The sequence below is a fragment of the Aquisediminimonas profunda genome (assembly GCF_019443285.1).
Lineage (GTDB): Bacteria > Pseudomonadota > Alphaproteobacteria > Sphingomonadales > Sphingomonadaceae > Aquisediminimonas > Aquisediminimonas profunda.
The window spans coordinates 591,418-614,103 of record NZ_CP080327.1; the positions used below are offsets into that span (position 1 = coordinate 591,418).

Genomic DNA, 22,686 nt, shown 5'->3' on the forward strand with positions numbered 1-22,686 from the left:
ACGGGCTTTCTCCTGACTACATGCCCAACCGGTCAGTAGCGGAAACGGGCCGTCACACCATAGGTCCGTGGTTCGCCCGGGAAGGCGATGTAAAGCTGGTTGGCTGTGCCCGCGAGGCCGGTCGCAGCGGCAGCCGCAACAGCCCGGAACGTTCCGCTGCCCTGACCCGGAGCATCGGCTGCAACCTGCTGATACTTCTTGTTGAAGAGGTTCTGGCCCCAGAATTCGAGGCTCCATTTCCGGTTGGGGCCAAGAAGGCCGATACGGCCATTGACCAGTGCATAGCCGTCCTGAACCTTTTCAAGGTCGAGATCCGAGCCCGTATTCACGTCACTCTGCAGGCGGGTGTCGAGATAGAAGAGGGCAGAGAGGCTATCTGTGATCGGCGGAGTATAGGAGACCGCAGCCGTGACGGTGTAGGCAGCACTGAAGGTGCGACGGCCAGGCAACTGGAACAGCACCGGAGAAAGCGCGCGGCCGCCGGTTCCGACCAGATTGTTGCGATAGCGCGAGTTGAGATAGGTGATGCCCCCGTTCAGCGTCAAATGGCGTGCAGGATAGACAAAGAACTCCGCTTCCACGCCCTTTGACACGACGCCCGGCTTCAACCGGTTGGCGGCGCAGGCTCCCGTGACACTGCTGGCATCGCGATCGCCGCCGTTGAGATTGTCCTTGCAGCCCTGCACATTGGTCACTTCGAACGTCAGCCCGTTGAACGTATTGAGCTGATAATTGTCAAAAGCGGAGTAGAAGGCCGCAACGTTCAGATCGAACTGGCGCGTATCGAGCTTGAAGCCGACTTCATAAGCCGTCACCTTTTCCGCGTCGAACTGCAGATCGCTCGCTTCCGGGCGCCCGTTGAACGGCGTGTTTGCAGGCAGGGCCAGCCTGGCTGCACAGGCAGCGTCGAAGGTCGCGTTGCAGGTGCGGTCAAGTGCGGAAACGTCCAGATTGTAACCGCCGGCCTTGTAGCCCTTTGAGTAGGACGCATAGAGCAGGACTTCGTCAATCGGTTTCCAGCTCAGCACCGCGGTGCCCGTCCATTGGCTTTCGCTCCGCGTCGTGCCCGGTTCGGTTCCGACAAAACCGATACCCGTGCCGTTGATTGAACAGACCGTGCCGGCAAAGGACTGAAGCGGCGAATTCACCAGCAACGGACAAATCGTGTTCGTTGCATTGACGGTCGCGGAGAGATCCTTCTTTTCGTGGGTATACCGCGCGCCCAATGTCAGCTGCAGCTTGTCCGGCACAATGTCGATGACGTTGTGCGTGAAGAAAGCATAATTGGTGCTCTTCTGCCGGAAGCGATTGTTATAGCCGGTGTTGCCAATCGCAATGTTGGGCTGCCCAAGAGCAGCCGCCAATGAACCAAAGCCGGGACGTGCGGGGTTGGCAATCAGAGCACCAAGCGCTGGTATCAAGGCTCGGCGGGGATCCCCGACAGGCAATCCGGACAGCGTCGTGATCGTTCCCTGAACCGTTGCGACATTGATGCAATAGGGGTTCGACGTTTGCAGCGCAGTTGGAACAAGCGCTGCAATTGTCAGGCAGTTGGCGAACTTTTCATAGTCGGCACCATATTGCGTGTTCTGTTCCGAGATCAGGGTTTCATCAGCGTAGTAACCGCCAACGAGCCAATCGAGGCGATCGTTGAACAATTTGCCCTGCAACCGCAGTTCCTGCGTGAAGGTCTTGAACCGTCGATCCTGGTCGACAATGTGCAGCAGATCGAGCGCCATGAAGTCGCTGTCCTGCCCGGTCTTGAAGTGATAATTGCGATAGGCGGAAACGGATGTCAGCTGCGCGCCGCCCAGATCCCATTTGAGTTCGCCGGAAACGCCATAGTCCGTGCTGTCGGCGCCATAAGGAAAGCCTGGTGTAGTGGCCGTACGACGGACAAATGGCACACCTGTTGGCGCAAACTGATAGTTCGCGCCCAGCGCATTGAGCAAAGGTGCCAGCGTGTTGGCGGATTGCACGACATTTTCGGCGCCTGACCCTGCCGCATTGGCCCGGGACAGGTTGCGGATCGGATTGAGGAAAAGGCCGGCACAGCAATTTTCGCTGCGCTCCGAATAGTCACCGATCACGCGGAAGCTGATGTCTGCATTCGGCTCAAACAGGAGCTGTCCGCGCAGAAGGTAGCGATCACGATCATTGACATCCGGCTGGCCGAGCGTGACCTGCTTCACGAAGCCGTCACGCTTCATGTAAACACCCTCAAGCTTCGCAGCCAGCTTGTCGCTGACAATTGGCCCTGTGACGCCGCCTTCCAGACGCAGATAATCATAATTGCCGTAGGTCGCTGCACCATAGGCACCAAATTCGAAACTCGGCTTCTTCGTGACGATGTTGAGCAGGCCGGCACTGGCATTGCGCCCGAACAATGTGCCTTGCGGGCCGCGCAACACTTCGACACGCTCCACTTCACCAAGCTCGGAGAGGCCGACGCCTGTTCGGCTGCGATAAACACCATCGATGAAGAGCGCGACGGACGATTCAAGCCCGGGATTCTCACCGACCGTGCCAATGCCGCGGATACGTGCGGTAAAGTTGGATTCGCTGGTAGCGCCGGAGACGATAAGCGACGGGGCAAGCTGGTTGAGGGCGCGAATGTCCGTGACGCCCGAATTCTGCAACGCCTGACCGCCGATCGCCGAAACAGCAAGTGGCACATCTGACAGTTGTTCGTCACGCCGGGTTGCCGTCACAATGATTTCGCCATTGTCCTCGGCGTTGGTCTCCGCTCCCGCTTGCGGGGCCGTCTGGTTCTGTGCGAGTGCCGGAACGGCGATGCTGCACAGGGCAGCCGAAATCATCAATGAGGTTTTGCGCATCTGACTCTCCCAAATCGTTATGCCGAAATTCCCATGACTGGAATTTGGCCTAATCGTATGGGAATTCCCGTCGCCTTGCCAACAAGATCAGTATTCAGCGTGGCGCATTTCCATCAGGCTGAGGCTTTTTTGCCACATCGCTGGCGCGTACCGGGAAACAAAATGGCCCGCCCCGGATGAACCGGGACGAGCCATTCCTTGGATCTGCAATTGTAGCTTTGTGTCGTCAGAACTTGCCGCGCAGCGTGATCCCATAGGTGCGCGGTTCGCCCGGGAAGGCGATGAACAGCTGGTTGGATGTCGCGGCATTCCCGGATTGCACTTCGCCGATGGTTCCGCTGCCCTGAAGCGGAGCATCGGCTGCAACCTGCTGGTACTTCTTGTTGAAGATGTTCTGGCCGAAGAACTCGACCCCCCATTTCTTGTCACGACCATAAAGCCCGATGCGGCCATTGACGACGATAAAGCCATCCTGGATCTTCTCCCGATCCAGATCGGACCCTGTGTTGGTGTCGCTCTGATAACGGGCATCGACATAGAGCAGACCGCTCAGACCCGAATTGCCAATCTCAGGCGAATAGCTGAAACCCGTCGTCGCGACATATTTCGGTGCATTGGACAATTGATTGCCCGGCAACTGGAACAGGGTGGGGGCAAGTGGGACTCCGTTCGCGCCGACCAGATTCTTGCGATACTTCGTGTCCGAATAGGTCAGGCCCAAGTTGACGTTCACATCTCTTGCCGGATGCAGAACGCCCTCAATTTCGAAGCCTTTGGACAGCACCCCGGCCCTCGTCCGATTGGCAGCGCAGGCACCCGTTGCAGCACTGGCATCCTTGTCAGCCCCGTTCAGGCTGTCCTTGCATCCCTGAAGGTTCGTCACCTCGAAATTGATGCCGTTGAAGGTGTTGAGCTGGAACTGTTTGAACAGCGAATAGAAGGCCGCGAAATTCAGATCGAAACCTCGACCATTGTACTTCAGGCCTGCTTCGAACGAATTGACCCGCTCGGGCGAGAACTGGAGATCGGCCGCCTCCGGACGGGCATTGCCCCGCTGGTTGGCGGGCAAAGCAAGCGCCGCCGCACATGCCGCCTTTTGCGCTGCGGAACCGGCATTCGGGTTGCAGGGAGCATCGAGCGCCGATGTGTCGAGATTGAACCCGCCTGCCTTGTACCCGCGCGAGAAGGAGGTGTAGAGCAGCAAGTCGTCGACTGGCTTGAAGCTCAACACAGCGGTTCCGGTGAACTCATTCTCAGTCCGCTTGGTCCCTGGGCTGGCGCTGGTAAACCCCGGTCCTGCATCAGCGTTGATCGCGCAGGCCAGCCCTGAAAGTGGCGATGCAATGTTGCGGAGTGCCGTACATAGAGTGTTGTTGTTATTGAATGAGGAACGCAGCGTCTTGCGCTCATGCGTATAACGCCCTCCCAGTGTCAGCGAGAGCTTGTCGGGGATGATGTCGAAGACGTTATGCGTAAAGAAGGCGTAGTTGCTGCTGTTCTGGCGGAACGCATTGCGGACAGCACCTGTGCCAGCCAGCGGGCTTACGCCGAGCTGAGCGGCGAGCGCATTGAAACCTGGAAAGGATGAAGCTGGGGCATTCGAGCAGGTTGGAGAGGCTGGATTGATCGTTGGTGCCAGTGCCGCACTTCCGGCCACGACACGGCAGTTCAGGAATTGCGCCGCATCCGCGCCGAACTTGGCATTGTCAGTCACGTCCAGCTTTTCATCGGAATAATAGCCGCCAAACAGCCAGTTCAGACGTCCACCGAACGATTCGCCCTGCAGCCGAAGTTCCTGCGTGAACAGCTTGAATTCTCGCGTAAGCGCCGTGCGGTGCAAGACATCAAGCCGCATGAAGTCCTGGTCTTGCCCCTGGATATTCTCATAATCGCGATAGGCGGTAATGGCGGTCAGCTTTGCCCCCCCAAGATTCCAGTTGAGCTCACCCGACATGCCATAATCTTCCGTGTCCGAGCGATAGTTGAAGCCTGGTGTCGTCGAAACACTGCGGTTGAATGTCGAGCGGCTATTGAGATTGGTTGGAATATTGGCACCGACAGGAGTGAGTGCATTAATCGCTGCAAGCAGATTATTGGGCGCGATCACGAGGTTTCCGGACGCATCACGGCTCAGGATGCGCGTCGGCCCGAGATAAGGCGCCGCGCAGCAGATTTCATTGCGCTTGGTATAGTCTCCAATCAGCCGGAGACTGACGTCATCATTCGGCTGGAACAGGACCTGCCCTCGGATCAGGTAACGATCACGATCGTTCGAGTCCTTGAGGCCGGGCGTCAGATTCTTGGTGAATCCGTCACGTTTGAGGTAAACGGCGTCCAGCTTGGCGGCGATGCTTTGGGTGATCGGCCCAGTGACCGAGCCATCGATCCGGAAATAATCATAATTGCCATAGGTTGCGGAGCCCTTGGCTTCGAAATCGAAACTTGGTTTCCTGGTCGTAATGTTGATCAGGCCGGCCGTAGAGTTTTTCCCGAACAAAGTGCCCTGCGGGCCTCGCAAGACTTCGACGCGCTCGATATCGCCCAGTTCCGAAAGACCGACGCCTGTGCGACTGCGATAGACGCCATCGATGAAAAGACCGACTGAAGATTCAAGGCCGGGGTTTTCGCCGACCGTGCCAACGCCGCGAACGCGCGCGGTAAAGGCGGCTTCGCTCGTCGCGCCCTGCACCAGGAGCGAAGGAGCCAGCTGGTTAAGGGCGCGAATGTCCGTGGCTCCGGTATTGGCCAGCGCCTCGCCGGAGACTGCCGAAATCGCGATCGGAACATTCGAAAGCGATTCCTCGCGCCGGGTTGCCGTCACGATAATGTCGTCCCCGCCTTCTGCGGCGGCTTCATCGGCTGGTTTTGCCTGCTCTTGGGCCCATGCCGGCACAGTCATTGCCAACATGGCGACGGAAACCAGGAAATTCACTTTACGCATATTCGACATCCTCGAGACAAGTGTTGCGTCTCGACTACGTCTCGCACGGGGATTTTGGTTGCACGGCGCCTGTCGACCGAACTCTTATTGCAAGATTTCGGGCCTCAATGCGGCATTTATGCCACAGGCTTATTTGGGGCTGAGCACCATCAGCATCTGGCGGCCTTCCATACGGGGATATTGCTCGACCTTTGCATCCTCAGCTGTATCTTCCTGAACCCGCACGAGCAACTTCATACCCAGTTCGCCATGCGCCAGTTCGCGTCCGCGAAACCGCAGCGTCACTTTGACCTTGTCGCCTTCGGCAATGAATTTGTGGATCGACCGCATCTTCACGTCATAATCGTGATCGTCGATGTTCGGACGCATCTTGATCTCCTTGATCTCCTGCGTCTTCTGGCTCTTGCGGGCCTGATTGGCCTTTTTCTGGGCCTCATACTTGAACTTGCCGACATCCAGGAATTTCGCGACCGGCGGATCTGCGTTTGGCGAGACCTCCACCAGATCAAGGCCAACTTCTGCGGCCTGCTCGATCGCTTCGCGCGTGTACATCACGCCCAGATTTTCGCCATTTTCATCAATCACCCGCACCTTGGGGGACTGGATAAATTCATTGAAACGCGGCCCATTCATCTGGGCGGGCGTTGGGCCGAGAGGACGGCGTGGGGCAAGCGGTGGTATAACAATTTCTCCAAGACGTGGATGTCAGCCGCGCGATGTATCGGTTTTGTGCCGGAACGCAAAGCCCGAAAACACGATTGCGCCAGAATTTGCGCCAGTGTTGCGCTGCTACGTCACTTCAGCCCACCATTGCGGACCGCCGTGGCGGCAGGCGAATGGAGACGAACAGCATAGCGCCAAAAGCCAATGCGGATGCCCCGAGCAGCTGGGCCAGCATATAGTTGCCATAGGCATCATGCAGTCGGCCAACGCCGATCAGCCCCGTCGCATTGCCAATCCAGCCGAGACCGATCAGCGCACCATAGACAGTGCCATAATTGGCAATCCCGAACCGGCGCGCGGTGAAATAGGCAAAGATGTCATGTTCCGATCCCTGCTGGAAGCCAATCAGAAAGGCCGCTGCAAGCGCAGTCGCGCCCAAATTGTCGAAGCCCCAGAGCAAAAGAAATCCGCTGGCAGGCAAGAGGTTGAGCAGGATCGCAATACGTCGCGGATCGAAACGGTCGAGGAACCAGCCGCCGATCAAGCGGCCCGACACCTGGCCAATGGCAAACATCGACAGGGCAAATGCGGCCATTTGCGCGCTCAGCCCTTCATCCTGGATCATCGGTGACATCTGGCCGATGAATCCGGACCCTGCCGCCCCCATTGCAACAAGCGAGCAAGCCATCAGCCAAAAAGCGCCTTCGCGAAGGAAGGACCAATCTCCGGTCTGATGCAACGACGAGCGGCCATGCAACTGGGGGGAATCGGGCGGCTCATTGTCAACCAGGAAATAGACGGCTGGCAGGCCAATGATAGCGGCCATGGCCGCCAGTGCGGCGATACCTGCCCGCCAGCCATAGGTCGCCGCCAGCGCTTCAAGCAGTGGCGGAACGATGATGGTTGCAATTGCGATTCCACAAGCCGAAAGCCCCAACGCCAATCCGCGATGCTTGTCGAACCAGGCATTGATCGGGCGCGTAACCGTGAGCCCGGTTGTTCCCACACCGATCAGGCCGATCAGGAAAACACAGACCGCCAGGCCGCGTGTATCATTCACCAGAAATGCAACCGCGAATTCAAGAGCGGCAACCGCAACCATCGACCCAAGAAAGACGACGCGAAAGCCCAGCCGGTCGGTTGCCCGACCGATCAACGGCGCACCGAGTGCACCGGCAACCACCAGAGACTGGATTGTCGCAATCTCCCCGCGAGACACTTTCAGTTCGCTCGCGATGGGAAGGACGAAGAGACTGAATGTAAAGAACAGCAGCACAGCCCCGACTCCGGAACCTACGGCGCAGCCAAGCACCGTGCGCCAGCCGCGACTCCACTCACTCATCTACTGTCCTCTTGTTCCTGATCGATGCTCGCAGCTTGTCGGGCGCAAAGTCAACAGCGAAACCTGTCTGCCGACGCTTCACCGCTCAGAGAAAGCCAACGGGAAGTGAATTGACGTTAACGTAAACCTCTCCTAATCGGGGATCACGGAACTATGGAGAGTCGATCATGAATCTTGAATTCAGCCCCGAAGAGCTTGCCTTCCGCGACGAAGTGCGCACCTTCATCGCGGAAAACTATCCGCAGGACCTGCGCGGCAAGCAAGATGAAGGCGATGAGTTGGGCAAGGAAGACTTTCTGAGCTGGCATCGTATCCTTCACAAGAAGGGCTGGGTCGCGCCTGCCTGGCCCGTCGAATATGGCGGTACCGGCTGGACGGCGACACAGAAATATATCTGGTCGGAAGAAACAGCGCGTGCAGACTGCATTCGCCTGATGCCCTTCGGCCTCGCGATGGTCGGGCCGGTGATCTACACGTTCGGCACGCCTGAGCAGAAGGCGCAGTTCTTGCCGCGCATCCTGTCCGGTGAGGATTGGTGGTGTCAGGGCTATTCCGAACCCGGTTCCGGATCCGATCTTGCTTCGCTGCGTACGAAGGCCGTCCGCGACGGCGATCACTATATCGTCAACGGGCAGAAGACCTGGACGACAATGGCGCAACATGCCGATTGGGGCTTCTTCCTCGTCCGCACGAACAGCGACGTCAAGCAGCAGGAAGGGATCAGCTTCCTCCTGATCAACATGAAGTCGCCCGGCATCACGGTCCGCCCGATCATTACGCTTGGCGGCGAGCATGAAGTCAATGAAGTCTGGCTTGAAGATGTTCGCGTGCCGGTCAGCCAGCGCATCTATGAAGAGGACAAGGGGTGGACCTGCGCCAAGTTCCTGCTTGCGCACGAACGCACGGGCATTGCTGGTGTTGCAGCGTCTAAGCGCGGCATCGAAAGGGTCAAGGCCATCGCCAGAACCGAAATGGATGGCGACCGGTCCCTGCTTTCAAATCCCTTCTTCAAGCGCAAGGTCGCAGAACTGGAAATGGACCTGACAGCACTCGAGTTCACTGAACTGCGCAGCCTTGCCGGTGAAAATGCCGGAAAGGGGCCCGGGCCGGAATCAAGCTTGCTCAAGATCAAGGGTTCCGAGATTCAGCAGCGGCTGACGGAACTGAGCCTGGAAGCGGTAGGCCATTATGGCGCGCCCTATTTCCGTGGGTTTGGTGAAGGGGACAATGAGCACCCGATCGGGCCGGATTATGCACATCGCGCGGCTCCGACATATTTCAACACCCGCAAGACCACCATCTATGGCGGGTCGAACGAGATACAGCGCAACATCATCGCGAAGATGGTTTTGGGGCTTTAGCCCAAGGCCAGCCCGGACTTGTTCCGGGGTCCGTGCCGCCTCGATGTCGGGGCGAGGGTGCACGCGATGGATCCCGGAGCGATTTCAGGATGACGGTTCAAAAAGACAGAAAGACAGGCACACGATGGACTTCAATTTCACTGAAACGCAGGACATGCTGCGCGATACGCTCGCGCGTTTTCTGGCTGACACCTATGACTTCGACAAACGCCAGAAGATGATTGCGTCAACCGGCGGCCGTGACCCCGGTATCTGGAAGGCCCTTGCAACGGATCTTGGCATATTGAGTGCACCGTTCAGCGAGGAACAGGGCGGTCTTGGCGGCGGTGCGCTGGAAAACATGATCATGATGGAAGAGTTCGGAAAGGTCATCGCGATCGAGCCCTATCTCCAGACTGTCGTCATCGGCGGTGGCGCCTTGAAAGCAGCCGGTGGTCCCCTAGCCGATGCGTTGATCCCGGAAATCATCGCAGGCAACGCCATCATCGCCTTTGCCTATGCAGAACCACAAGGCCGCTACGATCTTGCCAACTTGCGCACCAGTGCGCGGAAGGACGGCGCTGGCTATGTCCTCAACGGGCACAAGGGCGTGGTCTATGCGGCACCCTGGGCAACGCACCTTCTTGTGACGGCGCGGACCGGCGGAGCGCAGCGCGAGGCAGCCGGGGTGTCGCTTTTCCTGGTCGACGCAAAGACACCCGGCATCGTGCGCCGCGATTATCCCTGCGTTGACGGGTTTCAGGCCTCCGAAGTCTATTTCGAGAATGTCGCGGTGTCGGCCGATGCCCTTCTCGGCGGCGAAGGGACGGGATTGCCTCTGATTGAGCAGATCGTCGACGAAGCGACTGTTGCGGTCTGTGGCGAAGCATGTGGCGTCACCCGCAAGTTGCATGAAGGCACGCTGGACTATTCCAAGCAGCGCCAGCAATTCGGCCAGCCGATCGGTCGGTTCCAGGTGCTCCAGCACCGGATGGCGGACATGTTCCTTGAGGTCGAACAGATTGTTTCGATGACCCTGATGGCAACGCTCAAGCTCGACCTGCCTGCTGATGAGCGCAAGGCGGCGGTGAGCCTTGCCAAGGCCAAGGTTTCGCGGTCTGCCAAATTCGTGGGGCAGAGCGCGATCCAGACGCATGGCGGCATTGGCATCACGCAGGAACTGGCGATTGGCCACTACTTCAAGAGGGCGACAATGATTGAAGGCCAGTTCGGTTCGGCTGATTTCCATCTGGATCGGTTCGAAAGGCTGACGCTCGCCGACGCCGCCTGAACTGGAGAAAAAATTTCAATCCCGATGCATCCTTGTGCCTCGGTCGTTCGTTTAGCAGTTGTCGCGCCCGATCTGCGCGGCCTGATGCACCTGACAACACCAATGTCGGGTAGACCGAGTGAGACAAAAGCGTACCGACCGCAGGAGCACCCGGCCCTCCCCCCCCTGGTCGAGGGCTCCTGCGGCGGATTCGCGGATCTTTCCGAAAAGCACCGTGAACGCGAATCGCATATGCATCCATTATCGTCTCTCTGGTGTTGAGCGGATTGAAGAGCGCAAAAGCCGGGTGTTAAGAGTGTGAGTATCGTCGGCCAGGAAGTTTATGCAGATGAAGCACTGGCGTTGGACTATGCGCTTGGCATCCTTATCGACCCCGATCTTGGAGACGCGCTGCAACGGATGCGCACGGATGCTGACTTCGCGCTGCTGGTTGCACGTTATCGCGTTCGGCTTGGTTCCGGCGTAGTCGAAAGTCTTGCATCCAAAAGGCCTAATGTTGCGCCGCCAGCCAAGACCTGGGAGGCAATCATGGCCAAAATCTCAGGTCGCGAAGAGACTTGAAGGTCATTCCGTTCCCGCCAGGATCGCGTCGATCGCAGCCTTCACACTTGTATGGACTTGCTTGGCACCAAAGCCGAGCGTGCGGTGCAGGAACACAAAATTCTCGGTACTCATCAGGGTCAACATCGCCGCGGCAATATCACTCCGCGCGTCGACACCAAGGTTCGGACGCTCGCGTTCCAGCATCCGCATGATGTTTGTATAGCCGATTGCATAGAGCGGTTCACGAAGTTCGCGTCCAACAGGGGCGAGGTAGATTTCACTGACAATGCGGTGATCGTTTTCCCAGGCGCGGTATCGGCTGGAGACCCATTCGAGAAGCTCCGCTATGGTTTCCGGCAGCTTGCGCTGTGGGCCGCCCGTCTCATGGTCCAGATAATATTCGGTGAACGCGCGCATGAGCGCGTCGCGACTGTTGTAGTGCCGATAAATTGTCTGTTCCGACATCCGGGCAACGCGGGCCACCTCTGCGATGCTCACGGCATTCAGGTCCGCCTCCCGCAAGATCTTGGCGACCGCTTCAAGTATGATAATCGACGTCTGTTCCTTGAGCCTGGCGCGCAAAGGACTCTTGTAGGGCGCTCGCGGTGGCTTCACACGGTCGCCATTCCGTTTTGAATCGGCTCACCCTTTTCGCATTCATCAACTTCAAGCGTTGAGCGAAGGCGCTTCAGACCCCTTTGCGCCCGCGACTTGACAGTGGGAACCGGGATACCTCCGCGGATTGCAGTCTCCTCATGCGTCCGTCCTTCAACCACAATACTGCAAATTGCCTCCCGCTGGGGCGTTGGCAAGGCGTTCAGGGCCTTTTCAAGGTCTAGCCGATCTTCGACCGGCTCTGGTGCGACCGGTTCACCGGGGGCCTCGTCTTCCGGAACGAAATAGCGCTGCGCCTTTCGCAAACGACGGAGGTGGTCAATTGCAACATTGCGCGTGACTCGCGCCAGCCATGCGAGGGCATGTCCATAGGCCGGATCGAAATGGCCGGCGCTCGCCCAAATCCTCAGAAACGTCTCCTGCAAGACATCCTCAGCAGCTTCACGGGACCGCATAAGCTTCATTGCCTGACCGAAAAGTCGAGGTGAAACAGCGTCATACAGTTTCTTGAAGGCGAGCCTGTCCCCTTGACCGATCAAGCCGAGCCAGGACGAAAGATCGTCATTGCCTCCACTATCCGCAATTCGGCCAATCCCGTTTGGGGGCCCATTATCTGACATGGCTTTGTCCCCCCGCTGAGGCGTTTGTATGCGCCAACCGATTGGAATTCAGGCAATCCAGAAATCATGTTAGCCATCATAACACGAATTATATGAGGCTCAACTGAAAAGTCTTGGTGTCCATTCGCAAGATCCGCTCCCGCGCCACGACGCGCCAAGTCTTAACTCTTCATCAACCATATGTGGTGCAGAACCGCTCCAATTCGATTGTGGGACGAGTTGAGGGTTTTCGAAATGGACCAGACAGGCCAATTTGCCCGGGACGACGATGACGGCGTGGAAACTCCGTTGAACGTTGGGACCGATGAACGCCGAATGCATGTTCGCGCCTATAACTACTGGGTGTCGCTGCTGAACGGCCGTGCCTATCCGGCGATCGAAGACCTTGACCCCGCCAACATGGACGATTTCGGACCACACAGTGTCTTGCTCGATTTTACGGGGGGGATCGAAAGCCCGACGATCGCGTTCCTTGGTCATGCCCTGCGTCAGGAATGCGACATGGGCAACAGTCTCGAGACGGTGTCGGATATTCCCAGCCGGTCGCTGCTGTCGCGCCTGACAGACCATTATCTCCAGATCATTGCCAACCGCGCGCCCATCGGGTTCGAAGCCGAATTCGTGAATGGTCGCGGCAACAACACAATGTATCGCGGCATACTAATGCCTTTTTCATCCGACGACGACAATATCGACTTCATCTACGGCGTCATCAACTGGAAGGAAGTCGCGGACGAAGCTGAAACGAAGGCGATCATTGGTCAGGTCGAACAGGTCCTGCAGACAGCGCCCGTCCGGCATGACCCGCCCGTCAATGTCTGGGCCGACGGGCCGAGTGGTGCCGGCGCACTTGCTCCGCTTGTTTCTCCTGGATTTGACGCGATGGTATCTGAAGAGCCGGAAGAGATCGTTGCCGAATTCGAGCCAGATGGCAGTGAAACGCTATGGGATTGGCTGGCGGCCGCACGCGAGACTGCCGACGCAGCGACGCATTCCGAATCCCGCAGTCGCCAGTTTCTCTATCGCGCCCTCTCACTTGCCTATGATTTTGCTGCAGTCGCCGATCATCGCCCCGACGAATATGCAGAGCTACTGGCCGACAACCGGATTGTAGCGCAGGCAAGGGCACCGATGACTCCTATCGTCAAGCTCGTCTTCGGTGTGGGCTATGACAAGACCCGCCTGGCCGAATATGGCATGGCTCTGTCTCATGGTCGCCGCCTTGGCATTGGCATTGGCGGGTTCCAGGCGGCACTTGAATCGCATCCGGGCGGCCTGAAAGGCATGGTCTATGCCGAACGCGCAGAGCGCCGTCCCGCCAGCAAGGCTGCAACCGCAACAAGCGATGCCGCCCGCGAACGTGCTCGGGCTATGGCCCCCCGCATGATCATAGAAGCGCCAGGTGATGAAGAATTTGTTGTGCTTGTCGCGCGACGGATCGACCAGGGCCATGTCGGGTTGCTCGGAACCTTGTCGGGCGATGCCGGGCTCGTGGAAAAAGCACTGCGCGCGCTCACGCAATAATATTACAGGGTTGAGCCAGACTGTTCCGGAGCGCATAAGCGCTCAATCTCGATGCACGCCTGCAAAGGGCGGCATCCATCAGATTCAGGCGGAGCAGAATGACAGCAGTGTCCGACGGCAGCATCGCGCAGCCCATCAATCCAGTCGCAGAAATAGCAAAGGCACTCGCGGCCCGCTCACTCCCGGGCGATCTTGACGGTTTCGGACCGCAGGCCCGGCTGGCGGCGGCCGAATTTGCCATGTCAGCGCTTGCGAGCCGGCGAAGCGGATCGCCGAGCATGGCTGTTGATACGGTAACGGATGCGGATGGCCGGCGGCGCATGCGACTGGCCATCGTCAACCCGAACATGCCGTTCCTGGTCGATTCCGTCGCTGCCGTGATTTCGTCCAAAGGCCTCGTGATCGATCGCCTGCTGCACCCGGTCATCAATGTTTTGCGCGATGCAAAGGGCACCCTCACAGGCATCGGCAAGGGCGGAAAGCCGGAGTCGCTCATCTATATCGAAACTGATCGAGCCGACGCCCGCGACCGGGCCGAGATTCGTGACGGGATCCGGCAAAGCATGCTCGATGTCCGCAATGCCGTGAATGATTGGGATGGCCTCAAGACAGCGATGCTGGATGATGCCACCTTGCTGCCGACAGAAGACGCAGCTCTGCTTTCCTGGTTTGAGGACAATAATTTCACGCTCCTTGGTCATGCTCTGTTCGGGGCCGACGCCGCGTTTCAGTCCGGGCTGGGCATCGGCCGCAATCGCGGCGAAAGCCTGTTGTCCGAAAGCGCGCGTAAAAGGGCTCTTGGCCATTATCGCAAAGGCGGGGAAGGACTGTTGGTCATCAAGTCCAACATGCTGTCCAGCATCCACAGGCGCGTGCCACTCGACCTGCTGATAGCACCGCGCCGCGAAGGAAAAAGGCTTGTGGGCCTGTCGATCCACGCCGGCCTCTGGACAAGCGCAGCGCTGGGCAAGCCAGCGGAAGACACGCCCATCCTGCGCCAGCGCCTTCAGGGACTGCAGGTGAAATACAAGTTCGATCCCAGAGGCCATACCGGCAAGGCGCTTGGGCATGCCATCGAGAGCCTGCCGCATGATATTGCGATCAGCATCGACCAGACGGCCCTCGAAGATCTTGCGCTTGCAGCCATGTCGATCGCGGACCGCCCACGCCCTATGATCGAGTTGGTCGAAGCGCCGCTTGACCGCCACCTGTTCGCCTTTGTCTGGCTGCCCCGAGACGAACTGACCACAGCCCGCCGGCTGGCCATTGCCGACATGCTTGCAGAGACAGCGCACGCCCGGCTGCTGAGCTGGACCATTGACCTGGGCGATGGCGAGGTCGCGCTGATCCGGTATACGCTTGACCTGCGCGAGGGCGGCAAGAAGCCGAAGGCCGCGCCGCTTCACGAGCGGATCGAAATGATGGTTCGCGGCTGGCAGCCAGCAGTCGAAGCGGCCTTGGGCCAGCTTGGCGACCATAGCCACGCAACCCGGCTGGCGCTGCGTTACGCGAACGCCTTTCCCATGGCCTATCGCAACGGCGCAGGGCCTGACGAAGCGGCCCTCGACATCAGCTGTATCCACGCCCTTTCCGACGCGGCCCGGCGTGGTGCGCGCTTCTATCGCAACAGCGATGATGCCGCGAACCGCCTGCGGCTCAAGCTCTACAGCCTCGATCCGCTGACGCTTTCGGATGCCGTTCCCGCACTCGAGAACTTCGGCTTCCACGTGATCGAGGAACTTTCGACGCCACTGGATTCGGGGCGCCTTGGCCATATCCAGAAATTCGTCCTTGAAACGGCAGGCGGGCGTGGCGGCTCGGCGCTTGTCGCCAATCCGACGGTGCTTGAGGGCGCCGTCGCAAGCGTGCTGGAAGGTGCGGCCGAGAATGACCTGTTCAACCAGCTGATCGTCGAACTTGATCTGGCGCCCTTTTCCGTCACGCTGTTTCGTGCGCTCTACCGCTATCTGCGCCAGACGGGGATGCCCTATGGCATGGCAACGGTCGTCCATGCGCTTCGGCAGGCGCCTGAAATCGCGCGAGCCCTGGCAGCGCTCTTTGCGGCCAGACACAGTCCTGATGGGGACGATCTCGCCGCCAAGGCCGCAGAAGATGAGATTGCCCGCGGGCTCGCCCGGGTTTCCGGTATTGACGACGATCGCATCCTGCGGCTCTACCGCGCCGTCATCCGGGCGACGCTCAGAACCAATGCCTATGCGCCAGCCGCACGTGAAGCGCTTGCCTTCAAGATCGACAGCGCGCAGGTGCCCGGCCTTCCCGATCCCAAGCCCTGGCGCGAGATCTTCGTCTATTCGCCGCGCGTCGAAGGCATCCACCTGCGGGCCGGCCCCGTCGCCCGCGGGGGCCTGCGCTGGTCCGACCGACGGGACGATTTCCGCACCGAAATCCTGGGCCTGATGAAGGCGCAGCGCGTCAAGAATGCCGTGATCGTGCCGACGGGCGCAAAGGGCGGCTTCTATCCCAAGGCCCTGCCCGATCCGTCCAACCGCGATGCCTGGCTGGCCGAAGGCACCGAATGTTACCGGATCTTCATCCGATCTCTGCTGTCAGTCACGGACAATCTGGTGAAGGGCCAGGTCGTCCATCCCGAAGGCGTCGTCATCCTAGACGGTGAAGACCCCTATTTTGTCGTCGCGGCGGACAAGGGCACAGCGACCTTTTCGGACGTGGCCAACGCCATTGCGCTCGAGCGCGGCTTCTGGCTGGGCGATGCCTTCGCGAGCGGTGGCTCGGTCGGCTATGACCACAAGGCGATGGGCATCACTGCCAAGGGCGGCTGGGTCTCCGTCCAGCGGCATTTTGCCGAAAGCGGCGTCGATGTGCAGAAGGAACCAGTGCGTGTCGTGGGCTGCGGCGACATGTCCGGCGATGTTTTCGGCAATGGCATGCTCCTGTCCAAGGCCATCAAGCTCGTCGCCGCCTTCGACCACAGGCACATCTTCTTCGACCCCGATCCCGATCCGGCGGCAAGCTGGAAGGAACGCGCGCGCATGTTCAAACTGCCGCGTTCCAGCTGGGCGGATTATGACGCGAAACTGATTTCCAAGGGCGGCGGCATCTTCCCGCGCACCATGAAGGAAATCAGGCTGACGAAGGAAATGCGGGCGATCCTGGGCACGGACGCGACAGTGCTTGACCCGTCCTCGCTCATTTCCGCGATCCTGAAGGCCCCGGTCGACCTGATCTGGTTCGGTGGCATCGGGACGTACGTCAAGGCGCGGTCCGAGAACAATGCCGAAGTGGGTGACCGCGCGAACGACGCCCACCGTGTCAATGCCGAAGACCTGCGGGCCAAGGTGATCGGCGAAGGTGCAAACCTTGGCGTCACCCAGGCCGCGCGCATTGCCTTTGCCTTGAAGGGCGGGCGGATCAACACCGACTTCATCGACAATTCGGCAGGCGTCGATTGTTCGGACAATGAAGTGAACATCAAGATCGCGCTCAACGCCGATGTGGCCGCGGGCAAGCTCGGCATGAAGGCGCGCAACACCCTGCTCGCCAGCATGACAGACAATGTTGCGGCGATCGTGCTGGAGGACAACAGGCTCCAGACGCTCACCCTGTCGATTGCCCAGCGCGGCGGGGCGGACAACCTGCCCGCCCATATCCGCCTGATCGAGACGTTCGAGGCCGCCGGCCAGCTGGACCGTGCCGTTGAAGGCATTGCCTCCAATGACGAGCTGCACCGCCGCGCGACTGACCGGCAGGGCCTGACCCGGCCCGAACTCGCGGTTGTGATGGCCACGGCCAAGCTCGCGCTCCAGCATGCGATCGAGCAGACCAGCCTTGGCCATGATCCGGCCACGCTGCCGGACCTGTTCGCCGCCTTCCCGCCGGAAATGCGCAAGCGCCACGCCAAGGCGATCGAGGGGCATCGCCTGCGGAGCGAAATCATCGCGACCAAGCTGGCGAACCGCATCGTCAACCGGCTTGGCCTCATCCACCCGTTCGAACTGGTCGAGGAAGAGAACAGCTCGCTGGGCGAAGTGGCCGAAGCCTTTGTGATTGCCGAGCAGGTCTATGGCATTGCCGCCCTGTGGCAAGCGATCGACAATGCCGACCTGGCCGAAGACACGCGGCTGATGCTGTTCGAGCAAGTGGCGGTGGAAATGCGCGCACACATGGCGGACATCCTCAGGAACTCCGTTATGGGCCGGTCGAACGACAAGGCGATTGCCGCCTATCGCCCGATGGTCGAGCGCCTGTCCGCCGAACGCAGCGCGCTGCTGCGCGATGAAGCGCTCAAGCAGGCGGATGACTATGCCCAGCGGCTGGCCAAGCGCGGAGCGCCGCGCCGCCTTGCCGAACAGCTTGTCCGCCTTGCCGAGCTGGATGGCTCGATTGGCCTTGCCGCCCTTGCCGCAAAGTCCGGCACGGACGTGATTGCCCTGACCGGTGGCTTTACGGCCCTTGGCGCGGCGCTTGGCATCGACTGGGCGCAAGGCACCGCGATGCAGCTTGACCCGCGCGACCCGTGGGAGCGGCTGCTCGCCGCTGGGTTGGCGCGCGATTTCCAGGCGATGCGCCTCGAATTCCTCGCCCGAAAAGGCGGGAAGACGCCGCGGGCCAATGTCGAAAGCTGGCTTTCCGCGCACGCCCAGCGGGTGGCCTCCTTCCGCACAATGGTCGACCGCGCCCGCACCGGCGCCCAGCCGACCCCGGCGATGCTGGCGCAAATCGCAGGGCAGGCGCGGCAATTGTTGCTGAGCTAGGGGACCAAGCTGTTCTGTCGCCCCTGCGCAGGGGCGACGGCGGAACTTGTCAAACTTGTCATTCCCTTCCGGTAGAATGATACCCGCCCGGAGTTGGTGCGCAGCGCCGCGTGCCGCAGGAATCGGGGGAAGGAAGCCCGTGCACCTCATCGAACAGGATGAAGCAGAGCGGAGCCGAATAGGAAAGGCTTTTTTCACACGAAGACGCGAAGACGCAGAACCATCGTCGCCCCTGCGCAGGCAGGGGCCGCTTCGGGAGTCAGTGCCAAGGTTTCAAACAGGCCCCTGCCTGCGAAGGGGCGACGGGATTTTTGAATACACCCCACAGCTGCGCGCCTTGCATAGCGCGGGCTTTGCCGACATCTTCGGCAATCGAGACGAGGGACAATTGGGCGTCTGCTTTCGACCCCATTGCGGACGTTGAAATTTTGCTCGATTAGGCTTGTCATACGTACACCACGCAAATGGCGAGGCGCTAAAGGTGAAAAGCGGCAACATTTCCTATGCTCGCGTCTGGTTCTATTTGTTCCATCTAATATGCTACGCGATGTTGGCTATTATGTGGATATGGCAGGACAATGAAACCTATGCCTTGGGTGCGTTTGCCGTAACTTTTTGTGTCGCTCCGTTGATACTGTTCGTTAGGTGCGAACGATGCAAATGTCTCCTTTTTCGCAAGGGCAAAGAGAATTTTGGATTCCCAACAGCGGATTACATTTTCCAAGGCAGAAATTGTCCAAAGTGCGGGATGTCTCGCATCTAGCATCCCAGCAATGCCGCACCACAGAACAAGTTGCCGCTTTCCACCCCAAAAGAGACGTAGCGGTCTTGCAGATTGCGATCCCATTGCGGACATTGACGAAGGCAGGCATCCTCCGTTGCATGTCCGTCGAGCAAATCTTGGATATTCTGTCAAAGCGCGCACCCGTCGTCGCCGTTTTGGCCTTTGTCACGTCGCTTTTAGGAAGGTGGATGTCGGCGCCTGTTTTGCCCTTTTATATTTTAGCCGTTGTTGTTGGCTTGATGGCTTTTGCGCTGGCGATGACAAAGGGGCTATCGCGCACCTTCAAATCGAAAGAGGAACTAGGATTCAATCGCAATCGGGACTGGATTGCATACCTCGGCACCACGAAGGGCCTGCCTCGCGGCTTTCGTCAGCTTGGTTGTTTTGGCTTTGTAGCCGTCATTATTTCAGGCTTGAACCAGCCCTATGGTAATCTTGCATTTGCAGGATACTTTCTCGTTATCGCCTGGGGATTTGCGAACAAGCGGTATCCGGCCGATCTCGACACCGCGGATTCGTAAGGTCCGCTTTCCACCCCAAAGCAGACACTTGATGACCCGCATCCATCCCTCGTCTGGTGCACGTATTGGCTTCCATGGCCAATTCGATCCACCCACATGCCTTCAAAGATGGCAGCGAGATTGCGCTGCCCGCTGTCCTCAGTTATAACATCCGTATGAACATGCAGCTCAAGGTCACGAAGATCGGCAATTCGGCGGGCGTGATCCTGCCGAAGGAATTGCTGGCGCATCTGGAAACGTCCATCGGGCAGACCTTGTCCGTTGCCAAGACGCCGCGCGGGATCGAGCTTTCCGCGCCTGAGGCGGACTTCGATGCGCAGATGGAAGTGGCTCGCGAAGTGATGGCGCGTCGCAAGCGCGCGCTGGCCGAACTCGCCAAGTAACCCACAATGGCACAGGACTGGGTCTGGGTTGCGCTGGCCGTGGCCGAGGCAGCACATCTTGAACAACTGGCCGAGCATGGCGGCGGTCAAAGCGTACGTGATGCCCGCCTTCTCGACAGCGCGATGGCGCGCGCGCAGAACCTTGCCGCCTATGGTGAACCCGATGCGGCAGCACTGGCGGCCGCCTATGCCTTCGGAATTGCGCGGAACCATCCCTTTGTCGATGGCAACAAGCGGACGGCTGCGGTGGTTGCGGAAACTTTCCTTGTCCTCAATGGCTATGCCTTAAATGCCACGGACGCCGAACTGGTCGTTGCGGTTATGGCGCTCGCAGCCGGCGAGCTTTCCGAGGAGGAGCTTGCTGATTGGTTCCGGGGGCACCTCGCGGTATAGGGCGAGCCCCTACCGCAACTTCGCAATCTTCAGCCCGTCCGCCTTTGCGCGGTCCTTGATGCTGTCCTCGCTGCGGGTGAGGGCCTTGGCCATTTGTTTCAGGGGCATGCCCTTTTTGGCGAGGGTGTGAAGTTTCTGGATTTCATCGCTTGTCCAGGGCTGGCGGTGGCGTTCGAAGCGTTCGGCCATTGGGGTTCCTTTTCTGCTCATCCCTAAGCTGTACTCCTGCGAAAGCAGGAGCCCAGTTCGGTAGCAGATATGCGGCGTGTGGGCTCCTGCTTTCGCAGGAGTACAGCGTGACGAACGTCAGTTGTCGTCACCCATCCTCAGCGCCGCGATGAACGCTTCCTGCGGGATGCTTACGCTGCCGTATTCGCGCATCCGCTTCTTGCCTTCCTTCTGCTTGTCGAGCAGCTTCTTCTTGCGGCTGATATCGCCGCCATAGCATTTCGCGGTCACGTCCTTGCGCATCGCCGCGATTGTTTCGCGCGCGATGACCTTGCCGCCGATCGCGGCCTGGATCGGGATCTTGAAGAGGTGGCGGGGGATCAGGTCCTTCAGCCGTTCGCACATCCCGCGGCCGCGCGCTTCCGCCGTGCCGCGGTGGACGATCATGCTCAGCGCGTCGACCGGTTCGGAATTGACCATGATGTTCATCTTCACGAGATCGCCCACCCGGTGGCCGATCTGGTGATAGTCGAAGCTGGCATAGCCGCGACTGATGCTTTTCAGCCGGTCATAGAAATCGAACACCACTTCGTTGAGCGGCAGTTCATAGGTCACCTGCGCGCGGCCGCCGACATAGGTCAGGTTCTTCTGGATGCCGCGCCGATCCTGGCAGAGCTTCAGGATGCTGCCGAGATATTCGTCGGGGACATAGATGGTCGCTTCGATCCACGGCTCCTCGATGCTCTCGATCTTGTTCGGTTCGGGCATGTCGGCCGGATTGTGGAGGTGCAACACACCCTGCCCGTGGCTGAGCTTGATCTCATAGACCACGCTGGGCGCAGTCGTGATCAGGTCCAGATCATATTCGCGGGTCAGCCGTTCCTGGATGATTTCCAGGTGGAGCAGGCCGAGAAACCCGCAGCGAAAGCCGAAGCCCAGCGCCGCACTGCTTTCAGTTTCGAAGCTGAAGCTCGCATCGTTGAGGCGGAGCTTTGAAATGCTCTCGCGCAGCTTTTCGAAATCCGCCGCATCAACGGGGAAGAGGCCGCAGAAGACCACCGGCTGGACTTCCTTGAACCCGGGGAGCGGTTCGGCCGCGGGGCGCTTGGCATCGGTGATCGTATCGCCGACGCGGGTCTGGGCCACTTCCTTGATCTGCGCGGTGATGAAGCCGATCTCTCCGGCGGCGAGTTCTTCGAGCTGTTCGATCTTGGGGCGCATGCAGCCGACGCGGTCCACCAGATGCTGGGTGCCGGTCGCCATGAACTTGATCAACTGGCCCTTCTTCAGGACGCCCGCCACGACGCGGATCAGGATGACGACGCCGAGGTAAGGGTCATACCAGCTGTCGACCAGCATCGCCTTCAGCGGCGCATCGCGGTCTCCCTTGGGCGGCGGGATGCGCGTCACCACGGCTTCGAGCACTTCATCGATGCCGATCCCCGATTTGGCACTGGTCAGGACAGCGTCCGACGCATCGAGGCCGATGATCTCCTCGATCTCTTGGCGGACCTTATCCGGCTCGGCGGCGGGCAGGTCGATCTTGTTGATGACGGGGACGATCTCATGGTCATGCTCGATCGACTGATAGACATTGGCGAGCGTCTGCGCTTCCACGCCTTGCGCTGCGTCCACCACGAGCAGCGCGCCTTCGCACGCGGCGAGGCTGCGGCTGACTTCATAGGCAAAGTCGACATGGCCCGGCGTGTCCATCAGGTTCAATTCGTAGAGCAGGCCGTCCTTCGCCGTGTAGTTGAGGCGGACCGTCTGCGCCTTGATCGTGATCCCGCGTTCCTTCTCGATATCCATATTGTCGAGGACCTGCGCAGTCATCTCGCGGTCGGACAAGCCACCCGTGCGCTGGATCAACCGGTCCGCCAGGGTGGACTTACCATGATCGATATGCGCGATGATCGAAAAATTGCGGATGCGCGAGAGTTCGGTTCTGGGCGGCGTAGACATGGCCGCGCCCCTAGCAGTGACCGGTG

General features: G+C 59.5%; 16 protein-coding genes. 8 read left to right on the forward strand and 8 right to left on the reverse strand.

All coding sequences use genetic code 11. From position 1 onward, the window contains the following. Window positions 1-32: 32 nt before the first annotated feature. From K0O24_RS03035 to K0O24_RS03050, 4 genes are all read right to left on the reverse strand, one after another. Entirely contained in the window at window positions 33-2,837 is a 2,805-nt protein-coding gene (locus K0O24_RS03035) for a TonB-dependent receptor (protein ID WP_219894365.1), read from the reverse strand. Window positions 2,838-3,063: 226 nt separating this feature from the next. After that, complete coding sequence (locus K0O24_RS03040) at window positions 3,064-5,778, reverse strand: TonB-dependent receptor (RefSeq protein ID WP_219894367.1); 2,715 nt, start codon at window positions 5,776-5,778, stop codon at window positions 3,064-3,066. A 129-nt stretch (window positions 5,779-5,907) separates the two neighbouring features. Then, window positions 5,908-6,411, reverse strand: a complete 504-nt coding sequence (infC, locus tag K0O24_RS03045; protein WP_219894369.1) for a translation initiation factor IF-3 — start codon at window positions 6,409-6,411, stop codon at window positions 5,908-5,910. 166 nt (window positions 6,412-6,577) lie between these two features. Then, on the reverse strand, window positions 6,578-7,783 hold the full coding sequence (locus K0O24_RS03050) for an MFS transporter (RefSeq protein WP_219894370.1): 1,206 nt from the start codon (window positions 7,781-7,783) through the stop codon (window positions 6,578-6,580). 167 nt (window positions 7,784-7,950) lie between these two features. Between K0O24_RS03050 and K0O24_RS03055 the strand changes: the two genes are divergently transcribed. From K0O24_RS03055 to K0O24_RS03065, 3 genes are all read left to right on the forward strand, one after another. Then, a complete protein-coding gene (locus K0O24_RS03055; protein ID WP_219894374.1) occupies window positions 7,951-9,144 on the forward strand; it encodes an acyl-CoA dehydrogenase family protein in 1,194 nt (397 codons plus the stop codon). 124 nt (window positions 9,145-9,268) lie between these two features. Then, a complete protein-coding gene (locus K0O24_RS03060) occupies window positions 9,269-10,414 on the forward strand; it encodes an acyl-CoA dehydrogenase family protein (protein ID WP_219894378.1) in 1,146 nt (381 codons plus the stop codon). Between the two features lie 297 nt (window positions 10,415-10,711). Continuing rightward, on the forward strand, window positions 10,712-10,975 hold the full coding sequence (locus K0O24_RS03065) for a hypothetical protein (RefSeq protein WP_219894379.1): 264 nt from the start codon (window positions 10,712-10,714) through the stop codon (window positions 10,973-10,975). Between the two features lie 3 nt (window positions 10,976-10,978). On the opposite strand, the gene K0O24_RS03070 is transcribed toward K0O24_RS03065, so the two are convergent. Beyond that, window positions 10,979-11,572: a TetR/AcrR family transcriptional regulator gene (locus K0O24_RS03070; RefSeq protein ID WP_219894380.1), complete on the reverse strand. Its 594-nt coding sequence runs from the start codon at window positions 11,570-11,572 to the stop codon at window positions 10,979-10,981. Further along, window positions 11,569-12,192: an RNA polymerase sigma factor gene (locus tag K0O24_RS03075; RefSeq protein ID WP_219894381.1), complete on the reverse strand. Its 624-nt coding sequence runs from the start codon at window positions 12,190-12,192 to the stop codon at window positions 11,569-11,571. Before K0O24_RS03075 ends, K0O24_RS03070 begins: the two co-directional genes overlap by 4 nt. A 234-nt stretch (window positions 12,193-12,426) precedes the next feature. Here K0O24_RS03075 and K0O24_RS03080 point away from each other — a divergent pair, with 234 nt between their 5' ends. From K0O24_RS03080 to K0O24_RS03100, 5 genes are all read left to right on the forward strand, one after another. After that, window positions 12,427-13,716, forward strand: coding sequence for a PAS domain-containing protein (locus tag K0O24_RS03080; protein ID WP_219894383.1), 1,290 nt, complete (start codon window positions 12,427-12,429; stop codon window positions 13,714-13,716). Window positions 13,717-13,814: 98 nt separating this feature from the next. Beyond that, the gene (locus K0O24_RS03085) at window positions 13,815-18,449 is read left to right on the forward strand and encodes an NAD-glutamate dehydrogenase (RefSeq protein WP_219894384.1); all 4,635 of its coding nucleotides are present in this window, start codon (window positions 13,815-13,817) and stop codon (window positions 18,447-18,449) included. A gap of 660 nt (window positions 18,450-19,109) precedes the next feature. Continuing rightward, window positions 19,110-19,754, forward strand: coding sequence for a hypothetical protein (locus K0O24_RS03090; protein ID WP_219894386.1), 645 nt, complete (start codon window positions 19,110-19,112; stop codon window positions 19,752-19,754). A gap of 155 nt (window positions 19,755-19,909) precedes the next feature. Then, complete coding sequence (locus K0O24_RS03095; RefSeq protein ID WP_219894388.1) at window positions 19,910-20,137, forward strand: AbrB/MazE/SpoVT family DNA-binding domain-containing protein; 228 nt, start codon at window positions 19,910-19,912, stop codon at window positions 20,135-20,137. Between the two features lie 6 nt (window positions 20,138-20,143). After that, window positions 20,144-20,530, forward strand: a complete 387-nt coding sequence (locus tag K0O24_RS03100) for a type II toxin-antitoxin system death-on-curing family toxin (RefSeq protein ID WP_219894389.1) — start codon at window positions 20,144-20,146, stop codon at window positions 20,528-20,530. Between the two features lie 9 nt (window positions 20,531-20,539). Here the strand turns inward: K0O24_RS03100 and K0O24_RS03105 are convergent, their stop codons facing one another. Next, window positions 20,540-20,719: a hypothetical protein gene (locus K0O24_RS03105; RefSeq protein ID WP_219894390.1), complete on the reverse strand. Its 180-nt coding sequence runs from the start codon at window positions 20,717-20,719 to the stop codon at window positions 20,540-20,542. A 117-nt stretch (window positions 20,720-20,836) separates the two neighbouring features. After that, window positions 20,837-22,660: a translation elongation factor 4 gene (gene lepA, locus K0O24_RS03110; protein WP_219895444.1), complete on the reverse strand. Its 1,824-nt coding sequence runs from the start codon at window positions 22,658-22,660 to the stop codon at window positions 20,837-20,839. Window positions 22,661-22,686: the final 26 nt, after the last annotated feature.